General features: G+C 61.2%; 10 protein-coding genes. 2 read left to right on the top strand and 8 right to left on the bottom strand.

Annotated elements, in window-relative coordinates; genetic code table 11:
* The first annotated feature begins 339 nt into the window (after positions 1–339).
* The gene (locus tag ACIQVE_RS12765) at positions 340–2,829 is read left to right on the top strand and encodes a TonB-dependent siderophore receptor (protein ID WP_402808568.1); all 2,490 of its coding nucleotides are present in this window, start codon (positions 340–342) and stop codon (positions 2,827–2,829) included.
* Positions 2,830–3,000: 171 nt separating this feature from the next.
* Here the strand turns inward: ACIQVE_RS12765 and ACIQVE_RS12760 are convergent, their stop codons facing one another.
* The 5 genes from ACIQVE_RS12760 to pvdM form a co-directional block, all read right to left on the bottom strand.
* The gene (locus tag ACIQVE_RS12760; RefSeq protein WP_402808601.1) at positions 3,001–7,176 is read right to left on the bottom strand and encodes an amino acid adenylation domain-containing protein; all 4,176 of its coding nucleotides are present in this window, start codon (positions 7,174–7,176) and stop codon (positions 3,001–3,003) included.
* Between the two features lie 126 nt (positions 7,177–7,302).
* On the bottom strand, positions 7,303–8,964 hold the full coding sequence (locus ACIQVE_RS12755) for a cyclic peptide export ABC transporter (RefSeq protein ID WP_402808566.1): 1,662 nt from the start codon (positions 8,962–8,964) through the stop codon (positions 7,303–7,305).
* A gap of 151 nt (positions 8,965–9,115) precedes the next feature.
* On the bottom strand, positions 9,116–10,024 hold the full coding sequence (locus ACIQVE_RS12750; protein WP_402808563.1) for a formylglycine-generating enzyme family protein: 909 nt from the start codon (positions 10,022–10,024) through the stop codon (positions 9,116–9,118).
* A gap of 31 nt (positions 10,025–10,055) precedes the next feature.
* Positions 10,056–11,336 carry an aminotransferase class V-fold PLP-dependent enzyme gene (locus ACIQVE_RS12745; protein ID WP_402808562.1) on the bottom strand — a complete coding sequence of 427 codons (1,281 nt, stop codon included), beginning with the start codon at positions 11,334–11,336 and terminating at the stop codon, positions 10,056–10,058.
* Positions 11,333–12,703, bottom strand: a complete 1,371-nt coding sequence (pvdM, locus tag ACIQVE_RS12740) for a pyoverdine-tailoring dipeptidase-like protein PvdM (RefSeq protein WP_402808560.1) — start codon at positions 12,701–12,703, stop codon at positions 11,333–11,335. Before pvdM ends, ACIQVE_RS12745 begins: the two co-directional genes overlap by 4 nt.
* Before the next feature lie 348 nt (positions 12,704–13,051).
* On the opposite strand from pvdM, the gene ACIQVE_RS12735 reads away from it, so the two are divergent.
* Positions 13,052–14,671 (top strand): PvdJ/PvdD/PvdP-like protein, encoded by a 1,620-nt coding sequence (locus tag ACIQVE_RS12735; RefSeq protein ID WP_402808557.1) that lies wholly within the window; start codon positions 13,052–13,054, stop codon positions 14,669–14,671.
* Positions 14,672–14,794: 123 nt separating this feature from the next.
* Here the strand turns inward: ACIQVE_RS12735 and ACIQVE_RS12730 are convergent, their stop codons facing one another.
* From ACIQVE_RS12730 to ACIQVE_RS12720, 3 genes are read right to left on the bottom strand one after another with little or no spacing between them, the layout of a single operon-like run.
* A complete protein-coding gene (locus ACIQVE_RS12730; protein WP_402808554.1) occupies positions 14,795–16,189 on the bottom strand; it encodes an efflux transporter outer membrane subunit in 1,395 nt (464 codons plus the stop codon).
* Positions 16,190–16,196: 7 nt separating this feature from the next.
* Entirely contained in the window at positions 16,197–18,170 is a 1,974-nt protein-coding gene (locus ACIQVE_RS12725) for a MacB family efflux pump subunit (RefSeq protein WP_402808553.1), read from the bottom strand.
* On the bottom strand, positions 18,171–19,343 hold the full coding sequence (locus ACIQVE_RS12720) for an efflux RND transporter periplasmic adaptor subunit (protein ID WP_402808551.1): 1,173 nt from the start codon (positions 19,341–19,343) through the stop codon (positions 18,171–18,173). It abuts the gene before it with no gap.
* Positions 19,344–19,497 lie beyond the last annotated feature (154 nt).

Below are 19,497 nucleotides of genomic sequence, written 5' to 3'. Positions count from 1 at the left end.
CACAGCAAGAAACAAAAGGCCGTCGCCCACAGCGACGGCCTTTTTTTTAACTTTTTGCGTAAATGATAAATAAACTCATTCCGGTTTTTTGCAGGTGCTGCGTCTTACTTAGGTATGTGGGCAAATCAGGTCGGGCAGGGCAGCCCCAGACACCGGATTTGTTCAGCAGAAAAGATTTCGTCGTTGTCCAGCCAGATGACCGCGCCCGGGGAGGGGCCGGTCGGCCATGTACTGAAATGTCGCCCCGTGGGCCGTTGACAGTGCGTGGCTCCCTTGTGCCGACAACGGCGGGCCCCTCGGCCCAATGGACTTCCACTTCTACCAATAATAGAGAGCACGATGTCAGCAATTCATGAGTTGAAACCTCTGTTCAAGGCACTCGTCATGTCCCGCGGCCTGCGTTCGCGTCGCGTATTGACCGGTCTGGGGCTGGTCTGCGTATTGCCACTCAGCGCCCAGGTAATGGCTGAAGACGTCAGCATCAACATTCCTGCGCAGTCGTTGCCGCAAGCGCTGCAAGCCTTCGGTCAGCAGACCAATCAACAAGTGATCTACAACGCTGACGACATGGCCGGCCTCAAGAGCCACGCGGTCAGCGGCAAGATGAGCCCGCAAGCGGCCGTCGCCGAACTGCTCAAGGGCACCGGCGTACGCTACAGCGTCGAGGGCAACACCCTGATGCTGGTGCGCGGCACTGCCACCGAGGGCCTGGAATTGGGCGCGACCAACATCAGTGCGCAACAGGTTGGAGCGACGACAGAAGGCAGCAACTCGTACACCTCCAACGCCGTCACGATCGGCAAGGGCACCCACACCCTTAAGGAAATTCCGCAGTCCATCACCGTGATGACGCGCAAGCAAATGGACGATCAGGATCTGGTCGACCTCAAGGATGCGCTCAACCAGACCACCGGCATCGTCGGCCTGCAAGGTGTCGGCAAGGGTCTGATCATTTCTTCGCGTGGTTTCCAGATCGACGACTGGCAGTACGATGGCGTGCCGATCCCGCGTAACACCTATTCGCTGGGCAACTGGGCTACCCAGGACCTGATCTTCTTCGACCGACTGGAAATACTGCGCGGTGCAGCCGGGCTGTTGCAGGGCACCGGTAGCCCTGGCGGCGCGATCAACCTGGTACGCAAGCGCGGCCAGTCTGCTCCGACGGTGGCCATCACCGGCAAGGCCGGCTCGTGGGATCACTACGGTCTGCAAATTGACGCGGGCGGCCCGCTGAATCAGGCCGGCAACATTCGTGGCCGTATCGTTGCCGACGAAGATCAGAGCAATTCCTTCGTCGACAGCGAGTGGAGCAAGACCCACTCGCTGTACGGCTCGCTGGACTTCGATCTGAGTGATGACACCACCCTGGGCCTGGCGGTCAGCCGCACTGAAGCCGAGTCGCGCCCAATGATCCGTGGCCTGCCACGTTACGCCGACGGTTCGATGCCAAACATCGGGCGTTCGACCTACGGCGGCGCCAAATGGAACCACTCGCAAATCGATGTCACCACCCTGTACGCCGATCTCGAACATCGTTTCAGCGACGACTGGGCGTTCAAGGTCGGTGCTGTGCAAATGACCGAGACCAACACCTCGAAAAGCCAGCGCCTGCAAAGCTCCGGCGCGGGCCTCAAGCCTGATGGCAGTGGCCTGCAATATGCCGACTTCGTCACCGACTTCGACTCCACCAAGGTCGGTCTCGACATGAACCTCAACGGCAAGTTCGAAGCCTTGTCGATGCAACAGGAAGTCATGCTGGGTGGCAACTACTCCCAGCTGGAGACGGATGATCAACTCGCCCGGACCTTCAACAACAGCGCCACCGACACGATCTTCGACATCAACAACAACCGCCCCGACGTCAGCTATGACAGCTTGCTCAATACCCCCGGCGGCCGTGGGATCAGAAGTAAATACGATATCCGCCAGAAAGGTCTGTACGGTACCTGGCGTGTCAAACCGGTCGACGACCTGACCCTGGTGCTGGGCTCCCGTGTCAGCTGGTATGACTTCAGCTACAAGGCCAAGAACCAGGCTGCGTTCACCGACAATTATGTTGCCGATACGCCAAGCACTTCGAAAGAAACCGGTGAAGTTACGCCTTACGCCGGTATCGTCTACGACCTGAGCCGCGAGTGGGCGGTGTACGCCAGCTACACCGACGTGTTCCAGCCGCAGACCGTGCGCGATGCCGGTGGTTCGATGCTCAAGCCGATTGTTGGCACCAACTATGAAATCGGCCTCAAGGGTGAGCTGATGGACGGTCGGGTCAACACCTCCCTGGCCCTGTTCCGGTATGACCAGGAAAACCGCACCGTCGATGATGTTTCCGGTGGTATGGAATGTGACGGCTGGTACTGCTCGACCGCTGCGGGCAAAGTGCGGAGCCAGGGGCTGGATGCCGAAATCAGTGGTGCGGTAACGGACAACCTGCAGCTGTTTGCCGGTTACACCTACAACACCACCAAGTACCTCGATGACCCGGACATGGAAGGTCGCACCTTCAGCACCTGGACGCCGAAACACATGCTGCGCGTGTGGGGCAACTACCAGTTCACCGGTGACTTGAACCGTCTCAGCACAGGTCTGGGCTTCACCACGCAAAACCACACCCTGGGTTACGAGGGCACTTACGAGGTGGCGGGTTACACCGTGTGGAACGCGCGTTTCGCCTACCAGCTGACGCCGGAGATCGGTCTGGCGGTCAACGCCAACAACCTGTTCGACAAGCAGTACATTACGTCTGCGTACAACCAGCTCAGCGGCAACAACAACTTCGGTGATCCACGTAACGTGATGTTCTCCGTGAAGTACACCCCTGAGTTCTGATGCACTGACGGGTCGCTGAAGCGAACCGGCCCACGCTCCTTGAAGGAGGGCGTGGGCCGGTTTTTTTGTGCCCGGATTTCTTTCGCCAGATCCACGGCGCTAAAGAGTTACAGGCATAAAAAAACGCAGAAGCCAAAGCTTCTGCGTTTTTCGTTGACCGACTCTGAACGGTCAGTCGCGTGCCGTCGCCTCACAAGCGAGGAGTACGGTTTCAAAGGAGTCCAGCAATGTTTCGCCGTAAATCATGCTGCGATGCGGCAATGGCGAGTGGATCGAGCCTTGCAACTGCCCGCTGACGTTATGTTGGCGCAATACCTGCTCCGAGTGCAGCACTTGCTCCAGGGTCTTGTGCGACAGCGACCACCAGCAACTGGCTCTGACGTTGAGCCGTGGCAACGAAAACGCGTCAAAACTTTTCACCAGTCGTTCGTGGATGTCGAACGCCTGGGCGTTCATGATTTCCTGCTTGATCGCCTCCAGAGTCGTGATCATCGCTTGTTCGTCAGTGGCGGCTTGCTGGCTGGCCCAGCGATAAAAGGTCTTGAGATCGGTCGTCGGATTCTCGGCGATGTAGCGCGTCGCGGGTTCTTCCAGGTGGGCGAACATCAGGCTGAACATTTCCACGGCGACGGACAGTTCGTTTTCTGCACTGAAAAAATCGGGATTGTCTTCTTCCCTCGGTTTTCGTGGCAGATCCGCAGGGAAGATGTTTTCCGGCAGCGTGGTATCGACCAGGCCCAGGAACGTCACCTGTTTACCCTGGCGCTCCAGAGCGGCGGCCACGTCCATGGCGATCGCGCCGCCCAGTGACCAACCCATCAGGCGATAAGGCCCGTCGGGGTGCTTTTCGACAATCTGCTCGGTGTATTCGGCAATCATCTGCGGCCAGGTCTGGGTGCTGGCATCCTTGTCGGCGAAGCCTTTATGCATGATGCCGAAGGTGCGGGCGTGCTTGCTCAATCGCTTGGCCAGCGGCTGATAACAGAAGACGATACCGCCACTGGGGTGCATGCAGAACAGCGGTGGCGCCGATGAAGTCGTCCCGCTGAGCTCGACCACGCATTGCACCTGCTGTTGATGCTCCATGGCGATAAACCGGGCCAGCACTTCGACCGTGGGGTGCGCGAGCATTTGCTGCAAGGCCAGTTTGATCCCCAGGCGATTGTTTAATGCAGCGATGAACTGAATGGCCAGAATCGAATGTCCGCCCAGTTCGAAAAAGTTGTCGTCCAGACTGACACGCTCGACGTGCAGCGCCTCTTGCCAGAGTTCGGCCAGCGCTGTTTCCAGCGGTGTTTGCGGCGCACGAAACACGGCGTGGGTCTGATGGATCTCGGGCAAGGGCAGCGCCTTGCGATCCAGTTTGCCGTTCGGGCTCAGTGGCAGGGCGTTCAGCACCATCAGGTGGGCAGGCACCATGTAACTCGGCAATTGGCGCGTGAGTTCAGCCTTGAGGGCCTCGCGCAGTTGGCTTTGTTGCGGCTCACTCGAAGGCTCGCTTGAATGGGCGACCACATAGGCGATCAACTGTGTGCCGGTCACCGCTTCGTGAGCGATCACCACGGCCTCACGCACGGCGGGCATTTGCAGCAGGCACGACTCGATTTCACCGAGTTCGATGCGGAAGCCACGAATTTTTACTTGATGGTCGAGGCGTCCGACGTATTCGATCACGCCGTCGGCGTTGTAGCGCGCCAGGTCGCCAGTGCGATAGAGGCGGCCACCCCGTAGGCCGAACGGGTCCGGCATGAAGCGCTCGGCGGTCAGCTCAGGTCGATTGAAGTAGCCACGCGCGAGCTGGTCGCCAGCGATCATCAGTTCGCCCACAGTGCCGACGGGTACGGGTTGGCCACCGGCATCGAGCAGATAGACCGCGCGACCGGCCAGCGGTCGGCCGATCGGGATGGTTTTGGGCAACGCTGTGCGCCCACTGACGTAGTCGCTGCAATCGTGCAGTGTCGAGTCGACCGTGGCTTCGGTCGGGCCGTAGACATTGAGCAGGCGCACGTGGCCAAGGCCGGCCTGGCCCCAGGCAGCGACCGCTTCCGGCGGCATCGCTTCGCCGCCGACAACCATTTGGCGCAGTGATCCGTAATCACGCGGGCCGGCGGCTGCGAAGTCCTTGGCCAGCATGTTCCAGTACGTCGTGGTCAGTTCGCTGACGGTGAATTTTTTCTCCAGCAACTGCTGGTACCAGGTCTCGCTGTCCCAGATATCCTGCCCGCGCAGCACCACCGAAGCGCCGCAGATCAGGGCCGGGTAAAGCTGATCGACAAACGCATCGAAATTGAAGGTGCCATATTGCAGCAGGCGGTCGGCCGGCGTCAGACCGTGGAACTCCAGGCCGGTTTGTGCGTGACGGGTCAGTGCCGCGTGAGTGATACCCACACCTTTCGGGCGACCGGTGGAGCCCGAGGTGAACATCACGTACGCCAGATTGTTACCGAAGGTGCGGCAGGGCGGATTGTCGGTATGACGGTCATCGAGAGGATCAATGTCATCGACACACACAACGTTGACCGACGGTGTTGATGGCAGACGTTCAAGCAGCGAATGTTGCGTCAGCAAGACGCCCAGACCACTGTCCTCAATCATCCAGCCCAGGCGTTCCTGCGGGTAGTCGGGGTCGAGCGGAACATACACGCCTCCAGCCTTGAGCACGGCCAGCAGGCTGATGATCATGTGCGCCGAACGTTCAACGGCGATGCCCACCCGGACTTCAGGGCCGACGGCGCATTCGATCAGGGTTCTTGCCAGTTGGTTGGCCGATGAGTTGAGCTGCGCATAGCTCAGTTGCAGATCGTCAACGATCAGCGCGAGCGCGTTGGGTGTTGCCAGTGCCTGACGCTCGAATAACTGGTGCACGCTAACGTCGGGCAAGGCCGAGGCGGGCGGGTTCCATTGCTCCAGCTGGACACGGCGTTCCTCAGGGGTCAGCAGTGGCAGCTCGCTCAGCGCGAGGCCCGGATCTTCAGTGATGGCCTGCAACAGGTTTTGCCAGTGGCCGGCGAGACGCTGGAGGGTCGCGGGCGTGTACAAGTCGCGACTGTATTCAAGGCTGGCATCGATGCCGTCGAGCGAATAACCGACGTCCAGCGACAGGTCGAATTTGGCCTGGGTTGTCCCCGCCGGCAGAAAGTCCAGCGCCAGGTCGCCCAGCGTCAACGGACCGTCCCCAGGCGCTTGCGTACGCCAGTTGAACAGCACCTGGAATAACGGATTGGCCTGTCGGTTCGACTGCAGTTGCAGAGCGTCGAAGCTCAACTCCAACGGGTAGTCGGCATGATCCAGCGCGGCGAGGGTTTCGCGGCGCAGGCGCTGGAGGAAATCCTTGCACGGCAGCTGCGGATCGATTCGTACGCGATAGACCTGAGCGCTGACGAAAAAGCCCACCAGCTCCTGGGTTTCGCTGCGATTGCGGCTCGCGTTCGGCACGCCAACCGTGAAGTCATGTTGGTTACTGTAGCGGCTCAACAACAGTTGCCAGGCGCCGAGCGCCACCACAAACGGCGTCAGTCCAGACTGCTGGCAGAACCGGTTCAGGTCCCGCGTCAGCGCAGCAGGCAGGCTGAAGTCGTATTTGCCGGCCGGGTGGGTGTTTTGTTCGTGGCGCGGGAAGTCGGTCGGCAGGTCCAGCGGCGGCAGAGTGAGTCCGAGGTAGTCACGCCAATAGTCGGCGCTGGCTGCGCACGCAGCACTGTTGAGGTATTCGCCACGCTGCCAGTTGGCGTAGTCGGCGTATTGAATGGCGGGTCGGCGCAACGGTGAAGGGTTGCCAACCCCGACCTGTGCATACGCTTGCATCAAATCCTGCATCAAAATGGCATTGGACCAGGCATCGGACGCGATGTGGTGCATGTTCATCAGCAGCAGGTGTTCATCGTCGGCAATCTGTAGCAGCGTCGCCCGCATCAGCGGCGCCTGCGTCAGGTCGAAGGGTTTACCGGCCTCGTTGGCAATGCGCTGGGCAAGCTGTGCTTGGCGAACTTCGCTGCTCAGGTCGCGCAGATCCTCGAAGGCGAGTTTCAGTGTCGCGCGCTGATCGACGACCTGCATCGCCACGCCGTCGATCTCGACAATCGCACTGCGCAGGACATCGTGGCGATCGATGACTGTGTTCAGCGCCGCTTCCAGATGCCGGGCTTGCAGCGTGCCTTTCAGGCGCACGGCACGCGGAAGATTGTACGCGGCGCTGTCGGGGTTCAGCTGTTGCACGAACCACAAACGCTGCTGCGCGAACGAGAGCGGCGCCGGGGTCAGGTGGGGGCGGGCGGGGATGCCTTGGAGTTGCACGCCGGCATCGGCCATCAACAGCGCCAGCACCTCATCATCGAGTAAGTCGTTCATCGGTCTCTCGTGGTTGGCAGCGCCATGGTCGCTGACGGCGTTGCCGGCAGCCGGGTCCACGGCGATAAACATTCAGGTTCAAGGCCGACAGAACGCACGTGCCGTCGGCAGACATGGCGCAATCGCTCAGGCGGTTTCGAGGGGCTTTTTGTGGGTGACGACCCGGCCACCTTCCATGCGCACCAGTTGATCGGCGACGTCGAAATAGCGGTCGTCGTGGGAGATCACGATGATGGTCTTGCCCATCTGTTTCAGTTCCGGCAGCAATTCGGTGTAGAAGATCCGCCGGAAGGCCGGGTCCTGGTCGGCAGCCCACTCGTCGAACACCAGCACCGGACGCTCCTCCAGCCAGGCGTTGATCAGGGCCAGGCGCTTGCGTTGCCCGGTGGACAGATCGGTGGTGCTGAACACGCCGTCCTCAATGCTCACCTTGTGCGCAATTTCCAGGCGCTCCAGATAACGGCCGGCGTCGGCGGGTACCTGTTGATCGCCTTGTACCAGTTCATCGAACAGGTAGTAGTCGGCAAAAATGGTCGTGAACAGTTGGCGGTAGTCATCGCGGGCGCGGGCATCAACCACCTGGCCATTGAGCAAGACTTCGCCGCGTTGTGGCGCGTACAAACCCAGCAGCAGTTTGATCAGGGTGGTTTTACCGCCGCCGTTTTCGCCGACGATAAACACGATGTCACCCTGAGCGATGTTCAGATTGACCGGGCCCAGCTCGAATGCGGCACTGCCTTTGACCGCTGGAAATGCGTAATGCACGTTGTGCATTTGCAGGTGCTGGACGGGGGCTTTACTTGCCGGCGCCGATTCGCTCAGCAGCAGGTGAGGTTCCGGTGAGGAAAACTGTTCGGCCAGGTCATTGATGCGTTTGAAGGCGATGTTCGCGCGGCTGATCACCGGCAACGTGGTGATCAGGTATTCCAGCGGGCCCTTCATGTACAGCAACACCAGCACAAAACCGCTGAGCACGGCTTTGTCAGTGCCCAGCCACAATGACTGGAGCGCCAGTACGAGGCCGATGACGACGAAGAACAGCATCGAGCCGAACGTCTTGGCCATGACAAAAATATTGACCGAACGGATGTGGGTTTTGCAGATAAAATCAGCGGTGCCTTCGATGCGTTGGCTGAACATGCGCTGGCGGCGCGGCCGGTGAATACGCAATTCCTTGGCGCCGGCGGCAATCGCGCTGTAATGCTTTTGCAGTTCATCTTCGGCTTCGCGAGCCGTTTCGAAACCTTTGATGCCTTTGTTGCGGGCGACGTATTGCACCGCAATGCCAATTACCAGGGCCACCAGCAGCAGGATAAACATCGGCAGCGAAAGGAACGCCAGATACCCCAGGCAACCGAGGGTCACGGTAAAGGCGATGGCCAGCGGCGCGAAGGAAAAGGCAAAGTCACTGACCGTGTCGACGTCGTGGGTCAGCACCGGAATCAAGCGGTGGCTGCGGAACCGTTCAATCTGTTCGATGGGTGCCAGCAGAACCTTTTCCCCCAGGGATTTACGCAAACCGGCAATGATGTGCTGGCCGACATGGTTGGTGCCGATGTCCGACAGAATCGAGGTCAACAGGGCAAATGCGCAGAGCCCGGCAAACGTTGCCAGCACCGAGGGCGATGGACTGCCTGAGCCGTTCAGGGCTTTGTTGATGGTCGCCAGCAGGGCGGTGACGCTGACGCCACCGAGCATGCCGAGCAGGATCGACAGCGCCACGACGACCCGGTAAGGCTTGAGCAGGCCGAGGACTTCACTGATGGCTCCGCGCGATTTTGTGGTCATGGAGGTTTCCGCTTTTAGTGCCGGTCAAGGCATTGGTTCAAAGGTTGGGCTGGTTAAAAGACGAAACCCGCGAGCAGCGATTTAGCCGCCCACGGGTTTATCGAGGACTCAGGCGACGAGTGAGCGGCCGGCGCCGCGGTAGCGCTCGGCGTTACAGGTCGCGCGCCACGCGAAAGCCGATCCAGTCGCCGCGCTCTTCGGGCGCCAGCGCATTGCGGTTGCCGGAGCGCGAGAACACCGGCGCTTCACCCCAGTCGTTGCCACGAATGCGCTTGAACTGGCACTTGCCGGTTTGCCACGCGCTGCCGTCGCTCGGCGCGCCTTCGTAGTTTTCGTTGTAGCAATCGGCGGTCCATTCGTAGACGTTGCCGTGCATGTCGTACACACCAAAGGCGTTGGCTGCGAAGCTGCCGGCCGGCGCGGTGAAGTTGTAGCCGTCGGCCGCGCCGTAAGTGTTGGCATGCTTGGCGATGCTGTATTCCTTGCCCTCATCGAACGGGAAAGGGAAGGGGTCGCTGGTGCCGCCACGGGCGGCGTATTCGCGCAGGGACTCGCTGACCAGTCGATACTGCTTCCCGGTTTTCTTCGACAGCCAGGCCGCGTAGGCGTTGGCCTCGGCGAAGTCCATGCACACCGCCGGATGCTTGTCGGTGTACTGCTTGCGCGGGTCGCTGTCGGCATAATCCGGGATCCCTGCCTTGCACGCGCGTCCCGGGCGGGGATCGCCATCCGGCATGACGTAACCGCTGTCCTTGAGGTAGGCGAACCACTCGCCCTTGAGGACTTGGAAGCGGCTGATCGCCAGTGGCTTGGCGAATGTCACCGGGTGCATCGGGCCTTCGTCGGGTTCGCGACCGACTTCGTCTTCAGGGGTGCCCATGGTGAATGTGCCGGTGGGCAGCGCGACCATTTCCGGGCAGTCCTTGCAGTCCTTGAACACCTTGCCCGGTGCGGCAGCGGTGGCGGCCTGGGCAGCGGTCGGCAACAGACAGGCGGCGAGGGCGGTCAGCATCAGCGCCGAGAGGCTCTTCACGGCAAAACGAGGCAATTCACTGTTCATTTCGAGTCTCGTCAAAAAAAAATGTTCGGGCTCACGGCGCTTTATCCAGAACCGCGAGCAGGCGGTCGATTTGCGCTTCGTCGTTGAGCAGCCCCGGCGCGGTACGGATTACCGGTCCGACATCACGCTCCACAGCATCGGCCACCACTTTGTTGGCCATCAGGTACGCAGCGATCTTGTCGCTGTCCTTGCCCTTGACCCGGAAGAAGGTGAACCCTGCGGACAGCTCGGGGCTCAATGGCGTGACCAGTTCGATTTGCGGGCGCTGTTGCAGGCGTTTTTTCAGGTAGCTGTTGAGCGCGTGAATGCGCGCCTCGACCTCGGCCTTGCCCAGTTGCAAGTGCAATTTGAAGGCTTCATCCAGCGCCCACCGATGCTCGAACGCGTGATAACCGCCGGGCGTCATCGTGGTGGCAAACGTCGTCGCTTCAGAGAACGTTGGAATGATCGGCGTGACGTAACGGACGTCTTCGAAGCGGCTGCAAATGATCCCGGTGCCACGCGGACCGAACATCCATTTGTGGGTGCCGGCGACGAAAAAATCGCAGTTCATCTGCGCGAAGCTCAGGTTGTCCACGCCAAACCCGTGCACGCCATCCACCACGTAGATGATCCGGTCGGCATCGCTACGTCCGCGGTTGTGCTTGTCAACGAGGGCGCCGATGTCACCGATCGGCAGCTTCATGCCGCTGCCCGAATGCACCCAGCACATACCCAACACGCGGGTTTCGGGGCGAATGGCGCTGTCGATGGCAGCGAGGATTTCGGCTTTGGTCGCGGTTTGCGGGTCCTTGAACAGACGGATCTTGCGCACCTGTGTGCCATCACGCTCCTTGCGCAGCGCGAGGATGGTGTGAACGGCATAGTGTTCGTGGGCAGTCGTGAGGATTTCCTGATCGGGGCGCACATGCACGCCGCCATAAATCGTCGCCAGACCTTCGGTGGTGCTACCGGTGAGGGCGATCTGTCTGGCATTGGCTTGCAGGTATTGACCCGCCCAGACCCGCACGTTTTCTTCGCGCTCCTCGATCACGCCCAGATCCCAGTCCATGGCCAGGCCGGGATTTTTGTCGAGGGCGGCGCGATGCCGTTCGATCGCTTCGCGCACAGGTTTGGGGTGCGAGGTGATGAGGAAGTTGGAGAAGTGCAGGTAGTCCGGATCCTGATCGAACAATTGTTGCAACTGCGCCCACTTGTTGCGCGGCAGTGGCGCAGCGGGCGAAGCACTGGCGATGCTCGGCAGGCTCGCACCCAATGGCAACGCGGCAGCAAGAATTCCCGCCTGCTTCAGGAAGTCACGACGATTGCTCATGGCTTGGCGGTTCCCTGCGCAGTGGCCAGCGCCGGTTTGGCGGATTTTTCCACCTGATCCCACACCCGCAGGAAGTTGCCGCCCCAGAGCTTGGCGATGTCGGCTTCGCTGTAGCCACGCGACAGCAGTTCGGCGGTGACGTTGCGGATCTCGCCAACGTTTTCCCAGCCTTTGACGCCGCCGCCTTCGTTGAAGTCCGAACTGATGCCAACGTGGTCGATGCCGATCTTTCTGACCGTGTAATCGATGGCATCGCCGAGGTCTTTGAGGCTGGCTTTTGGTTCGCCTTCGAGGATTGCGTAGAGCTGGCCGGCGTACTCGCCGAACTTCTGCTCCGACCACGCCGAGATGATCGGATCGCCGGGCATCAAAGCCATGGCCAGGTTCGGCAGCGGCGGCAGGTCGTAGCGTTTGCGCAACTCGTTGAGCTTGTCCTGGGTCTCTTGGGTGAGCGGTCGCAGGTATTGCGAGAAGCCGACGACCTGCACCACGCCGCCGCTGTTCTTGATCAGCTGCATTTCCTTGTCGCTGAGATTGCGCGGGATATCCACCATCGCCCGAGGAGCCGAGTGCGAGGCCACCAGCGGCGTGCGGCTCAGCTGCGCCACTTGCTCCAGGGCCTTGGTCGACATCTGCGACACGTCGATGATCACGCCCAGGTCATTCAGACGCTTTACCGCTTGTTTGCCCAGGTCGGAGAGGCCATCGAGGGCGTCCGGTGAATCATTGAAGAACGGCAGCGGACGCGACGAGTCAGCCCAGTCGTTGTTGCCGATGTAGCTGAAGCCGAACATGCGCATGCCGCGCGCCGTCCACACATCCAGCAGGTTCAAGTCGTTGCCCAGTGGATAGGCGTTGAGCATGCTGATGAAGATGGCGAACTTGCCTTCGCCGTGCAGACGGCGGAAATCGGCCGGGGTGTAGGCAATGCCGACCTGATTGGGGAAGTCGCGGACCATGCCGGAAATGATTTTGTAGCGCACTTCCTGCTGGTTGCGCGCCTCGTCGACAAAGCCTGCGGTGGGCCTGTGCGGGGCGTTGGCGCCGTTCCAGATTTCCGGCCAGCCAAAGATCGTCAGCGCCGCGCCCGACAGGCGTCCGCGATTGGCCTTGACCAGGTCGAACTGCTCGTTGCCGTCCTTGTCGACTTCATTGCCGGTGGTGCCGAAGTTCTGGGTGATGGTGATGTGGCTGTCGAACGAGAGCATGTGTTCGTGCAGTTCTTCGGCTTGCTGCATGACTTTGCGCGGGTAGCCGGGATTGTCCTTGAACCAGATATCCCAGACCGCGAATCCGGCCCCGGCGCTGATCGCCAGTGCCAGCGGCAGGCCAATGTAAAAAGCCTTTTTCGAACGTGGTTTTGTCATTGCCATCTCAGTCAGGTTCGCCGTCGAGGTGCAGGCACAGAGGCCTTTGCTATCTGGAAAGAACGAGTGGCTGGCCAGGAAATTTAGGCCAGGCTCCCCAATCACCAGCTGACAATGAGGTTATTGTGGCGAGGGGATTTATCCCCGTTGCTTGCGAAGCAGCCCCAAAACCTGCACCCCGGATATTCCTGACATACCGCATCGTCTGGCTTCGCGACTGCTGCGCACTCGAACGGGGATAAATCCCCTCACCACAAGTGATCTCTGTGGGGCGATGATTAAATTTGCCGCGACAATAAACGTTCTAGCTTGGATAAAGCCTGCTTCAGGGCTGACACAGGTAGGGCAATGAGGATTTCTCGACGATGGTTCATGGCAGGCCTGGCGCTGACCGGCGCTGCCGTGCCGGCAGCTTATTTCGGGCATCGCGAATGGACGAAGCCTGACCCGACGATCACTCCCGGTGAGGCGTCGTTCGACGTCGCCGACGTGGCCGGGCAACGCCTGGCGAACGCACTGCGCGGAGTTTGGAAGATCCGTTTTGTGGGGCGTGACGCTGGCCTCGATGGATTGCCGGCTCAGGGCCTGGAAGTGTTTATCGACATCGGTCAGAAAGGCCGAGGTGTGTGCGGCTTTCTCGACACGCCGCAGCGTCTGCGCTCTGCCGAGACACCTCGTTACCGAATTCTCGGCGATCTGGCCGGGGCCGAGGCTTCGACACTCAGCTGGCGGTTGCTCGGTACTGGCGGCAGCGTCGATTACGAACTGAACATGATCCTCGACGAAGTCTGGGCCGATTTCGGTAATGCCGGCAGCGGCACGCTCAGTGGCAGCGTGCAACGTCTTGACCGCCCGTTGGCATTGCCCGCGCAGGATCACCGCTTTATAGCGGTCAAGTGTCTGTTCCCCGAGGCGCGTCAACGCACACCGCTGAATCCGCCATTGCTGGCCTGGCTGGTGTCGCCCGAACATCGACTGTTCCACCAGGTATGGCACGCCACGCGCGACAAGTGGCACACCTTGTCTGAAGACAAACGCAACGCCTTGCGCGGTCTCGGCTGGCAGCCCGGCCCCCGTGATCAGGAGCGCGACGCCCGTGGCTCGCGCAAGGATCGCAACGGTTCGGGCGTCGATTTCTTTTTCATGCATCGGCACATGCTCGGTACGGCGCGCTCCCTGCAGGATCTGCCGTCGTGGGAATTCTTCCCGCTGCCACAGCCAGAGCTGGTGCGCGATCGTCAGGGCTTTGCCCGATATTTCGACAACCACGACGGGAGGTCGCTACCGCCAACCTGGCTCGCCCAGGGCGACGACGAATTCAGCCAATGGGTCAGCGATATCAAGACCGCCGAAACCTATCAGAGCAACTTCGAAGTCTGGGAGTCGCAGTACCGCGACCCGCAGTACCTGTCGAAGATGACCCTCGGCCAGTTCGGTTCCGAAGTGGAGCTGGGCCTGCATGACTGGTTGCACATGCGCTGGGCCTCGGTGCCGCGCGATCCATCCAATGGCCAGCCAGTGCCGCTGGCGCGTGATCTGGATGATTTCGCCGCACGCTGGTTCGCGCCGGAGAACGACTTCCTCGGCGACCCGTTTTCATCGCATGTGAGCCCGGTGTTCTGGGCTTTCCACGGCTGGATCGACGACCGCGTGGAAGACTGGTTCCGCGCCCACGAACGGTTTCATCCGGGACAAGTCACTCGCCTAGAAGTCAACGGCGTAAAGTGGTTTGCCCCGGGGCGCTGGGTCGAGGTTACTGATCCGTGGCTGGGGCCGACCACGCATGGTTGCAGCACCGTACCCGGCTTGCAGGTTGGCAAATCCGTGGAGATGGACCCGGAAACCATGAAGCTGGCGCTGCGCATCGTGTTCGGCGCAGACGAAAAGAAACTCGAAGGCTTGTTCCGGCGAGTGCCGAAGCGACCTTGGTACGCGCGGAATATGAAAGCCAAAATCAACCCGGCTTAGGGATCGGGTTAACGTTCATTCGCGAGCAAGCTCGCTCCCACATTCGACCGCGTTCCTTCAGCAGGAATGAGATCCAGTGTGGGAGCGAGCCTGCTCGCGAAAGCGGTCTGACAGCTGATCCGGTTACATCGTCCGCCACCCACCCCCAACTGCCTTGTACAACGCAATGCTCGCCTGCATCCGCGACAATCGCAGCTGCACATTTTGATCTTGCGCTGCATATAACGTGCGCTGTGTTTCCAGCACTGTCAGCAAGTCCTCGGCGCCGGCCTGATAGCGTCTCTGCGCAATGTTGAACGCGGTCTGCGCCTGGCTAAGTTCCTCGCTTTGCCACTGGCGCTGTTCATCGAGGCCGCGGATGCTGTTCAGCGCTTTTTCCACATCGGCAAAGCCGTTGATGATTGCGCCGCGATAGGTTTGCAGCAGTTCTTCCTGGCGGGCCGTTGCCTTGTCGCGCTCGGCGCCGAGTCGACCATTGTTGAAAATCGGCGTGACCAGCCCGGCGGTGAGGTTGTAAAACGGGCTGCGCCAGAGGTCGTCAGCCTGATTGGCACCGGTGCCGAGGCTGGCGGTCAAGGTGAGTTTGGGCAGCATGGCCGCGCGCGCTACGGTGACGTCCGCCTGGGCTGCTGCTAGTTGCGCTTCGGCGCGGGCGATGTCCGGGCGGCGGGTCAGCAACTCGCTGGGAACGCCGGCGGAGATCTGTGGCCATTGCAATTGATCGAAGTTTTCCTGGCTGAGCGGCACGTCTTGCACCGCTCGGCCGAGCAACGCAGCCAGACTGATCTGTGCCTCCCGGGCCTGTTGCTGGACGGCTGGCAACTGGCGCTGCTGCGCGGCCACCAGGCTTTTTTGCTGAGCCAGCTCAAGCGCTGTGGCGGAGCCTGCGTTGTAGCGGGTCTGCACCAATTGCAGAACGTTTTGCGCGTTGGCCAGATTGAGTTCGGCGATGCGACTCTGTTCCTGCAAGGACAGCAACTTCGCATAGCTGTTGGCGACGCCACTGAGCAACGTCAGCTCGACGGTGGCGCGGTCGAACTCGCTGGCTTGCAGGCTGAACTGTGCACTGTCGCGCGAGGCGCGCTTGCCGCCCCAGAAGTCGATTTCGTAGCTGGCACTCACGCCGACATCGAAGTAATCCACAGCCTTGTTGGTGCTGTCGGCATCGAGTTGACGGTAGCCATCGCCGCGCAGCAGTTTCTGCCGATTGGCGTTGCCGGTCCCCTGTATTTCCGGCAGTTGCGATCCACCGGCAATCACCGTCCCGGCGCGCGCCTGACGCACGCGCGCGATGGCGGCGGCGAGGTCGTAACTGCCGACCTGGGCCTGTTCGATCAGTTGGTTGAGTTGCGGGCTGGCGAATCGTGTCCACCAACGCAAGTCATCGCGTTCGGCATTGGCGCTGTGAGGTGACTGCCAGGCGGCGGGCGGCGCTATACCGCTGTCGGGGCGTTGGACGGGACTGCCGCAGGCACTGAGGATCAGGCATACGGTCAACAGGCTGAGGCGCGGTTTCATAGATCGATCATTCACTGGTAAGGGCCGTGACCGGGTCGAGCCGGGCAGCTTTGCGGGCCGGCATGAAGCCGAAGACAACACCGGTCACCAAGGCGCAACCAAAAGCGCCCAACACGGCCATCAAAGAAAAGGCCACGGCGACTTCGCTGAGAATCAGTACACCACCGACCATCAGCGCTAGCGCCACTCCGGCGATGCCGCCGACCACCGAGAGCATCACCGCTTCGGTGAGGAACTGGCGCAGAATGTCGCGCTGGCGAGCGCCGGTGGCCATGCGGATGCCGATCTCGCGAGTGCGTTCACGTACGGTCATGAGCATGATGTTCATCACGCCGATCCCACCGACCAGCAGCGAAATCGCGGCAATCGAACCGAGCATCAGCGACAGGGTATTTTGCGTGCGCGCTTCGGCCTGGATCATCGCGGCATTGTTGGTCAGCTCGAAATCCTTTTTGCCGTTATGCAGGCGCAACATCAATTGTTCGATGGCGTGTTCGGTGTCCTTGACCTTGCGCGCGTCAGTGGCGGCGATGGCCACGTATTCGGGGTCGCGTGTGCCGAACAGGCGCACGCTGGCGGCGGAGTAGGGCACGGCGATGCGGTTGTCGCTGTCCGAGTCGCCGGAGCTGGCGCCTTTTTCCGCGAGCACGCCAACCACCTGGAAAGGCACGTTCTCGATCAGGATGTATTGGCCGATCGGATTGTCCACATCCTTGAGCAGTTTGGTACGCACCTTGTGGCCGATGACCGCGACGGCTGCCGCGTTCTGCTCGTCGGCCTCGGTGAAGTAACTGCCCTGAACCACCGGCCAGTTGAAGATCGCCGGGAAGTTGGTGTCGTTGCCGCCGACATAACTCAGGTGGTCGGCATTGCCGAAACGTACACCGGCCTCGGCACCATTGACCGGCATGATCCGCTGTACTTGCGGCAGGCTCGCCAGCGCATGGACATCGTTGAGGGTGACAACCCCCGGTGGCGTACGCGGATTGGGTGCCGAGCCGCTGAGGTAAATGATGTTCGAGCCGAACGCGCCCATCTGCGCCATGACCTGACGCTTGCTGCCTTCGCCGACCGCGAGCATCACCACCACGGAAGCCACGCCAATGATGATCCCCAGCAGGGTCAGCGCCGTGCGAAAGCGGTTGATCCACATCACCCGCCACGCGGCGTGCAGTGCGTCGACCAGTTCGCCTTTCCAGGCACCGGTGGCTTCGGCACCTTCGCTCAGACGCTTGCGCAGATCGACCGCCTGCAGTGCGCCGGGATTGGCGCTAGTTTGCGCTTCGGGATTGTCCCGCGCGCTGTCGCTGATGATCAGGCCGTCGCTGATTTCGATGATGCGTTTGGCCCTTGCGGCGACCTCGCGATCATGGGTGATGAGGATCACCACATGGCCCTGGCTCGCCAGTTCGTCGAGCAGCGCCATCACCTCTTTGCCGCTGTGGCTGTCGAGGGCGCCGGTCGGTTCGTCGGCCAGAATGATATGGCCGCCATTCATCAGGGCGCGGGCAATCGACACCCGTTGTTGCTGGCCGCCGGAGAGCTGATGCGGTCGGTTGCCGGTGCGCGAAGCGAGGCCTAGCCGGTCAAGCAGGGCGGCGGCGCGAGCATGGCGTTCGGCGGCGGGAATGCCGGCGTAGATGGCCGGCATCTCGACGTTTTCCTGGGCCGAGCCGGAGGGGATCAGGTGATAGCCCTGGAAGACAAAACCAAAGGCTTCGCGGCGAAGCCAGGCCAGCTCATCGCTGTCCAGGCCTGCGACGTTTTCCCCGGCAAAGCGATATTCGCCGGCGGTGGGACGGTCGAGACAGCCGAGGATGTTCATCAGCGTCGACTTGCCCGAGCCGGACGCGCCGACGATGGCCACGAATTCACCGGCATGGATCGACAGGTCGATACCGCGCAGCACGTGCACTTCAGGCGCGTCGCCGCCGCCGTAGGATTTACGGATGTCTTGCAGGTCGATCAGAGGTGTTTGCATTTAACCTCCGCTGCCGTCAGCCGGGCCGATCAGCAAGTGGTCGCCTTCGTTCAGGCCATTGAGGATCTGCACTTTCAAGCGATCGCTGATACCGATCTGCACTTCGCGGGATTGAATTTCGCCATTGGCGGCGATTACCCGGGCGGTCTGGCGGTCAGCTTGGGCGCTGCCTTGCAGGGCGGCGACCGGCGCGGTCAGAACGTCTTTCGCCTGGTTGGCAACGAAGAACACTTGGGTGGTCATCTCGGCCATCAAGGCGTTATCGGCGTTATCAACGTCGAGCAGCACGGTGTACAGCACCACTCGGGCACTGCCGCTTTTGCTCGAACTGGACGGGCTGCCACCGCCCTGACTGGTCTGGTCCAGCGGTTTGGGCGGCACCGGCAGGATCTGCCGCACGGTACTGTTCCAGCGCCGGTTGCCGCCGCTGAGGGTGGTGAAGTAGGCGGACATGCCGGGTTTGACGTGGCCGATATCCGCCTCGGACACCTCGGCCCAGACCGTCATGGGCGAGAGTTTGGCAATGCGCAGAATCAGCGGTGTTTGCTGCTGGGCATTGAGGGTCTGGCCTTCGCGGGCATCGAGCGCGACCACAGTGCCTGCCATTGGCGCATAAATGCGCGTGTAGCCGAGTTCGGCCTGATCGCTGCGCAGGCTGGCTTCAGCTTGGCGGATCTGCGCGCGGAACATGTCGATGCGCGCCTGCGTGGCCTTGAGCTCGGCGCGGGCGGTCTGCACGTCTTCTTCACGGGTGGCGCCGCCAGCGGCCAGATTCTGCTGGCGCTGATATTTCTGCCGCGCCAGTTCATGTTGGGCCTGTTGTTCCTGCAACTGCGCCTTGAGGTTTTCGATGGAAAACTGGCTGGCGTCGAGTTTGGCCTTTTGCGTGGCCGGATCGATTTCCACCAGCAACTGACCCTCCTTGACCACGTCGCCGACTTCCACGTGGATTTTGCGGATCTGCCCGGACGCCTGGGCGCCGACGTCCACGTAGCGTCGTGGCTGGAGGGTGCCCAGTGCGGTGACGCTGCTTTCGATGTCGCCGCGGCTCACTTGCACGGTGGCGAACTTGTCCCGGCTGGGCGGCAAAATCTGCCAGGCAGCAACGGCAACAACGGGAATCAGACAAAGGGCTACGAGCAGGGCGCGTCGGGCGGGGCGGGGACGTTTCATGCAGGGTTCCGGCCAGTGGAAATCGACCCGTCACTCAGTCGGCACCGCACGCGGGCCACGACCGAACGCTGGCGCAGAACGCGACAGACACGGGGAGCTGTCCTTTAAACGAGGAAAGGGGCGGTAAATTTAAGCGCTGAAAAACGCGCTAACA

Origin of the sequence: Pseudomonas sp. NPDC098747, from assembly GCF_044760045.1 — a bacterium.
Lineage (GTDB): Bacteria > Pseudomonadota > Gammaproteobacteria > Pseudomonadales > Pseudomonadaceae > Aquipseudomonas.
The sequence above is the reverse complement of the archived record's forward strand: the minus strand, read 5'-3'. Positions and strand labels throughout refer to the sequence as shown.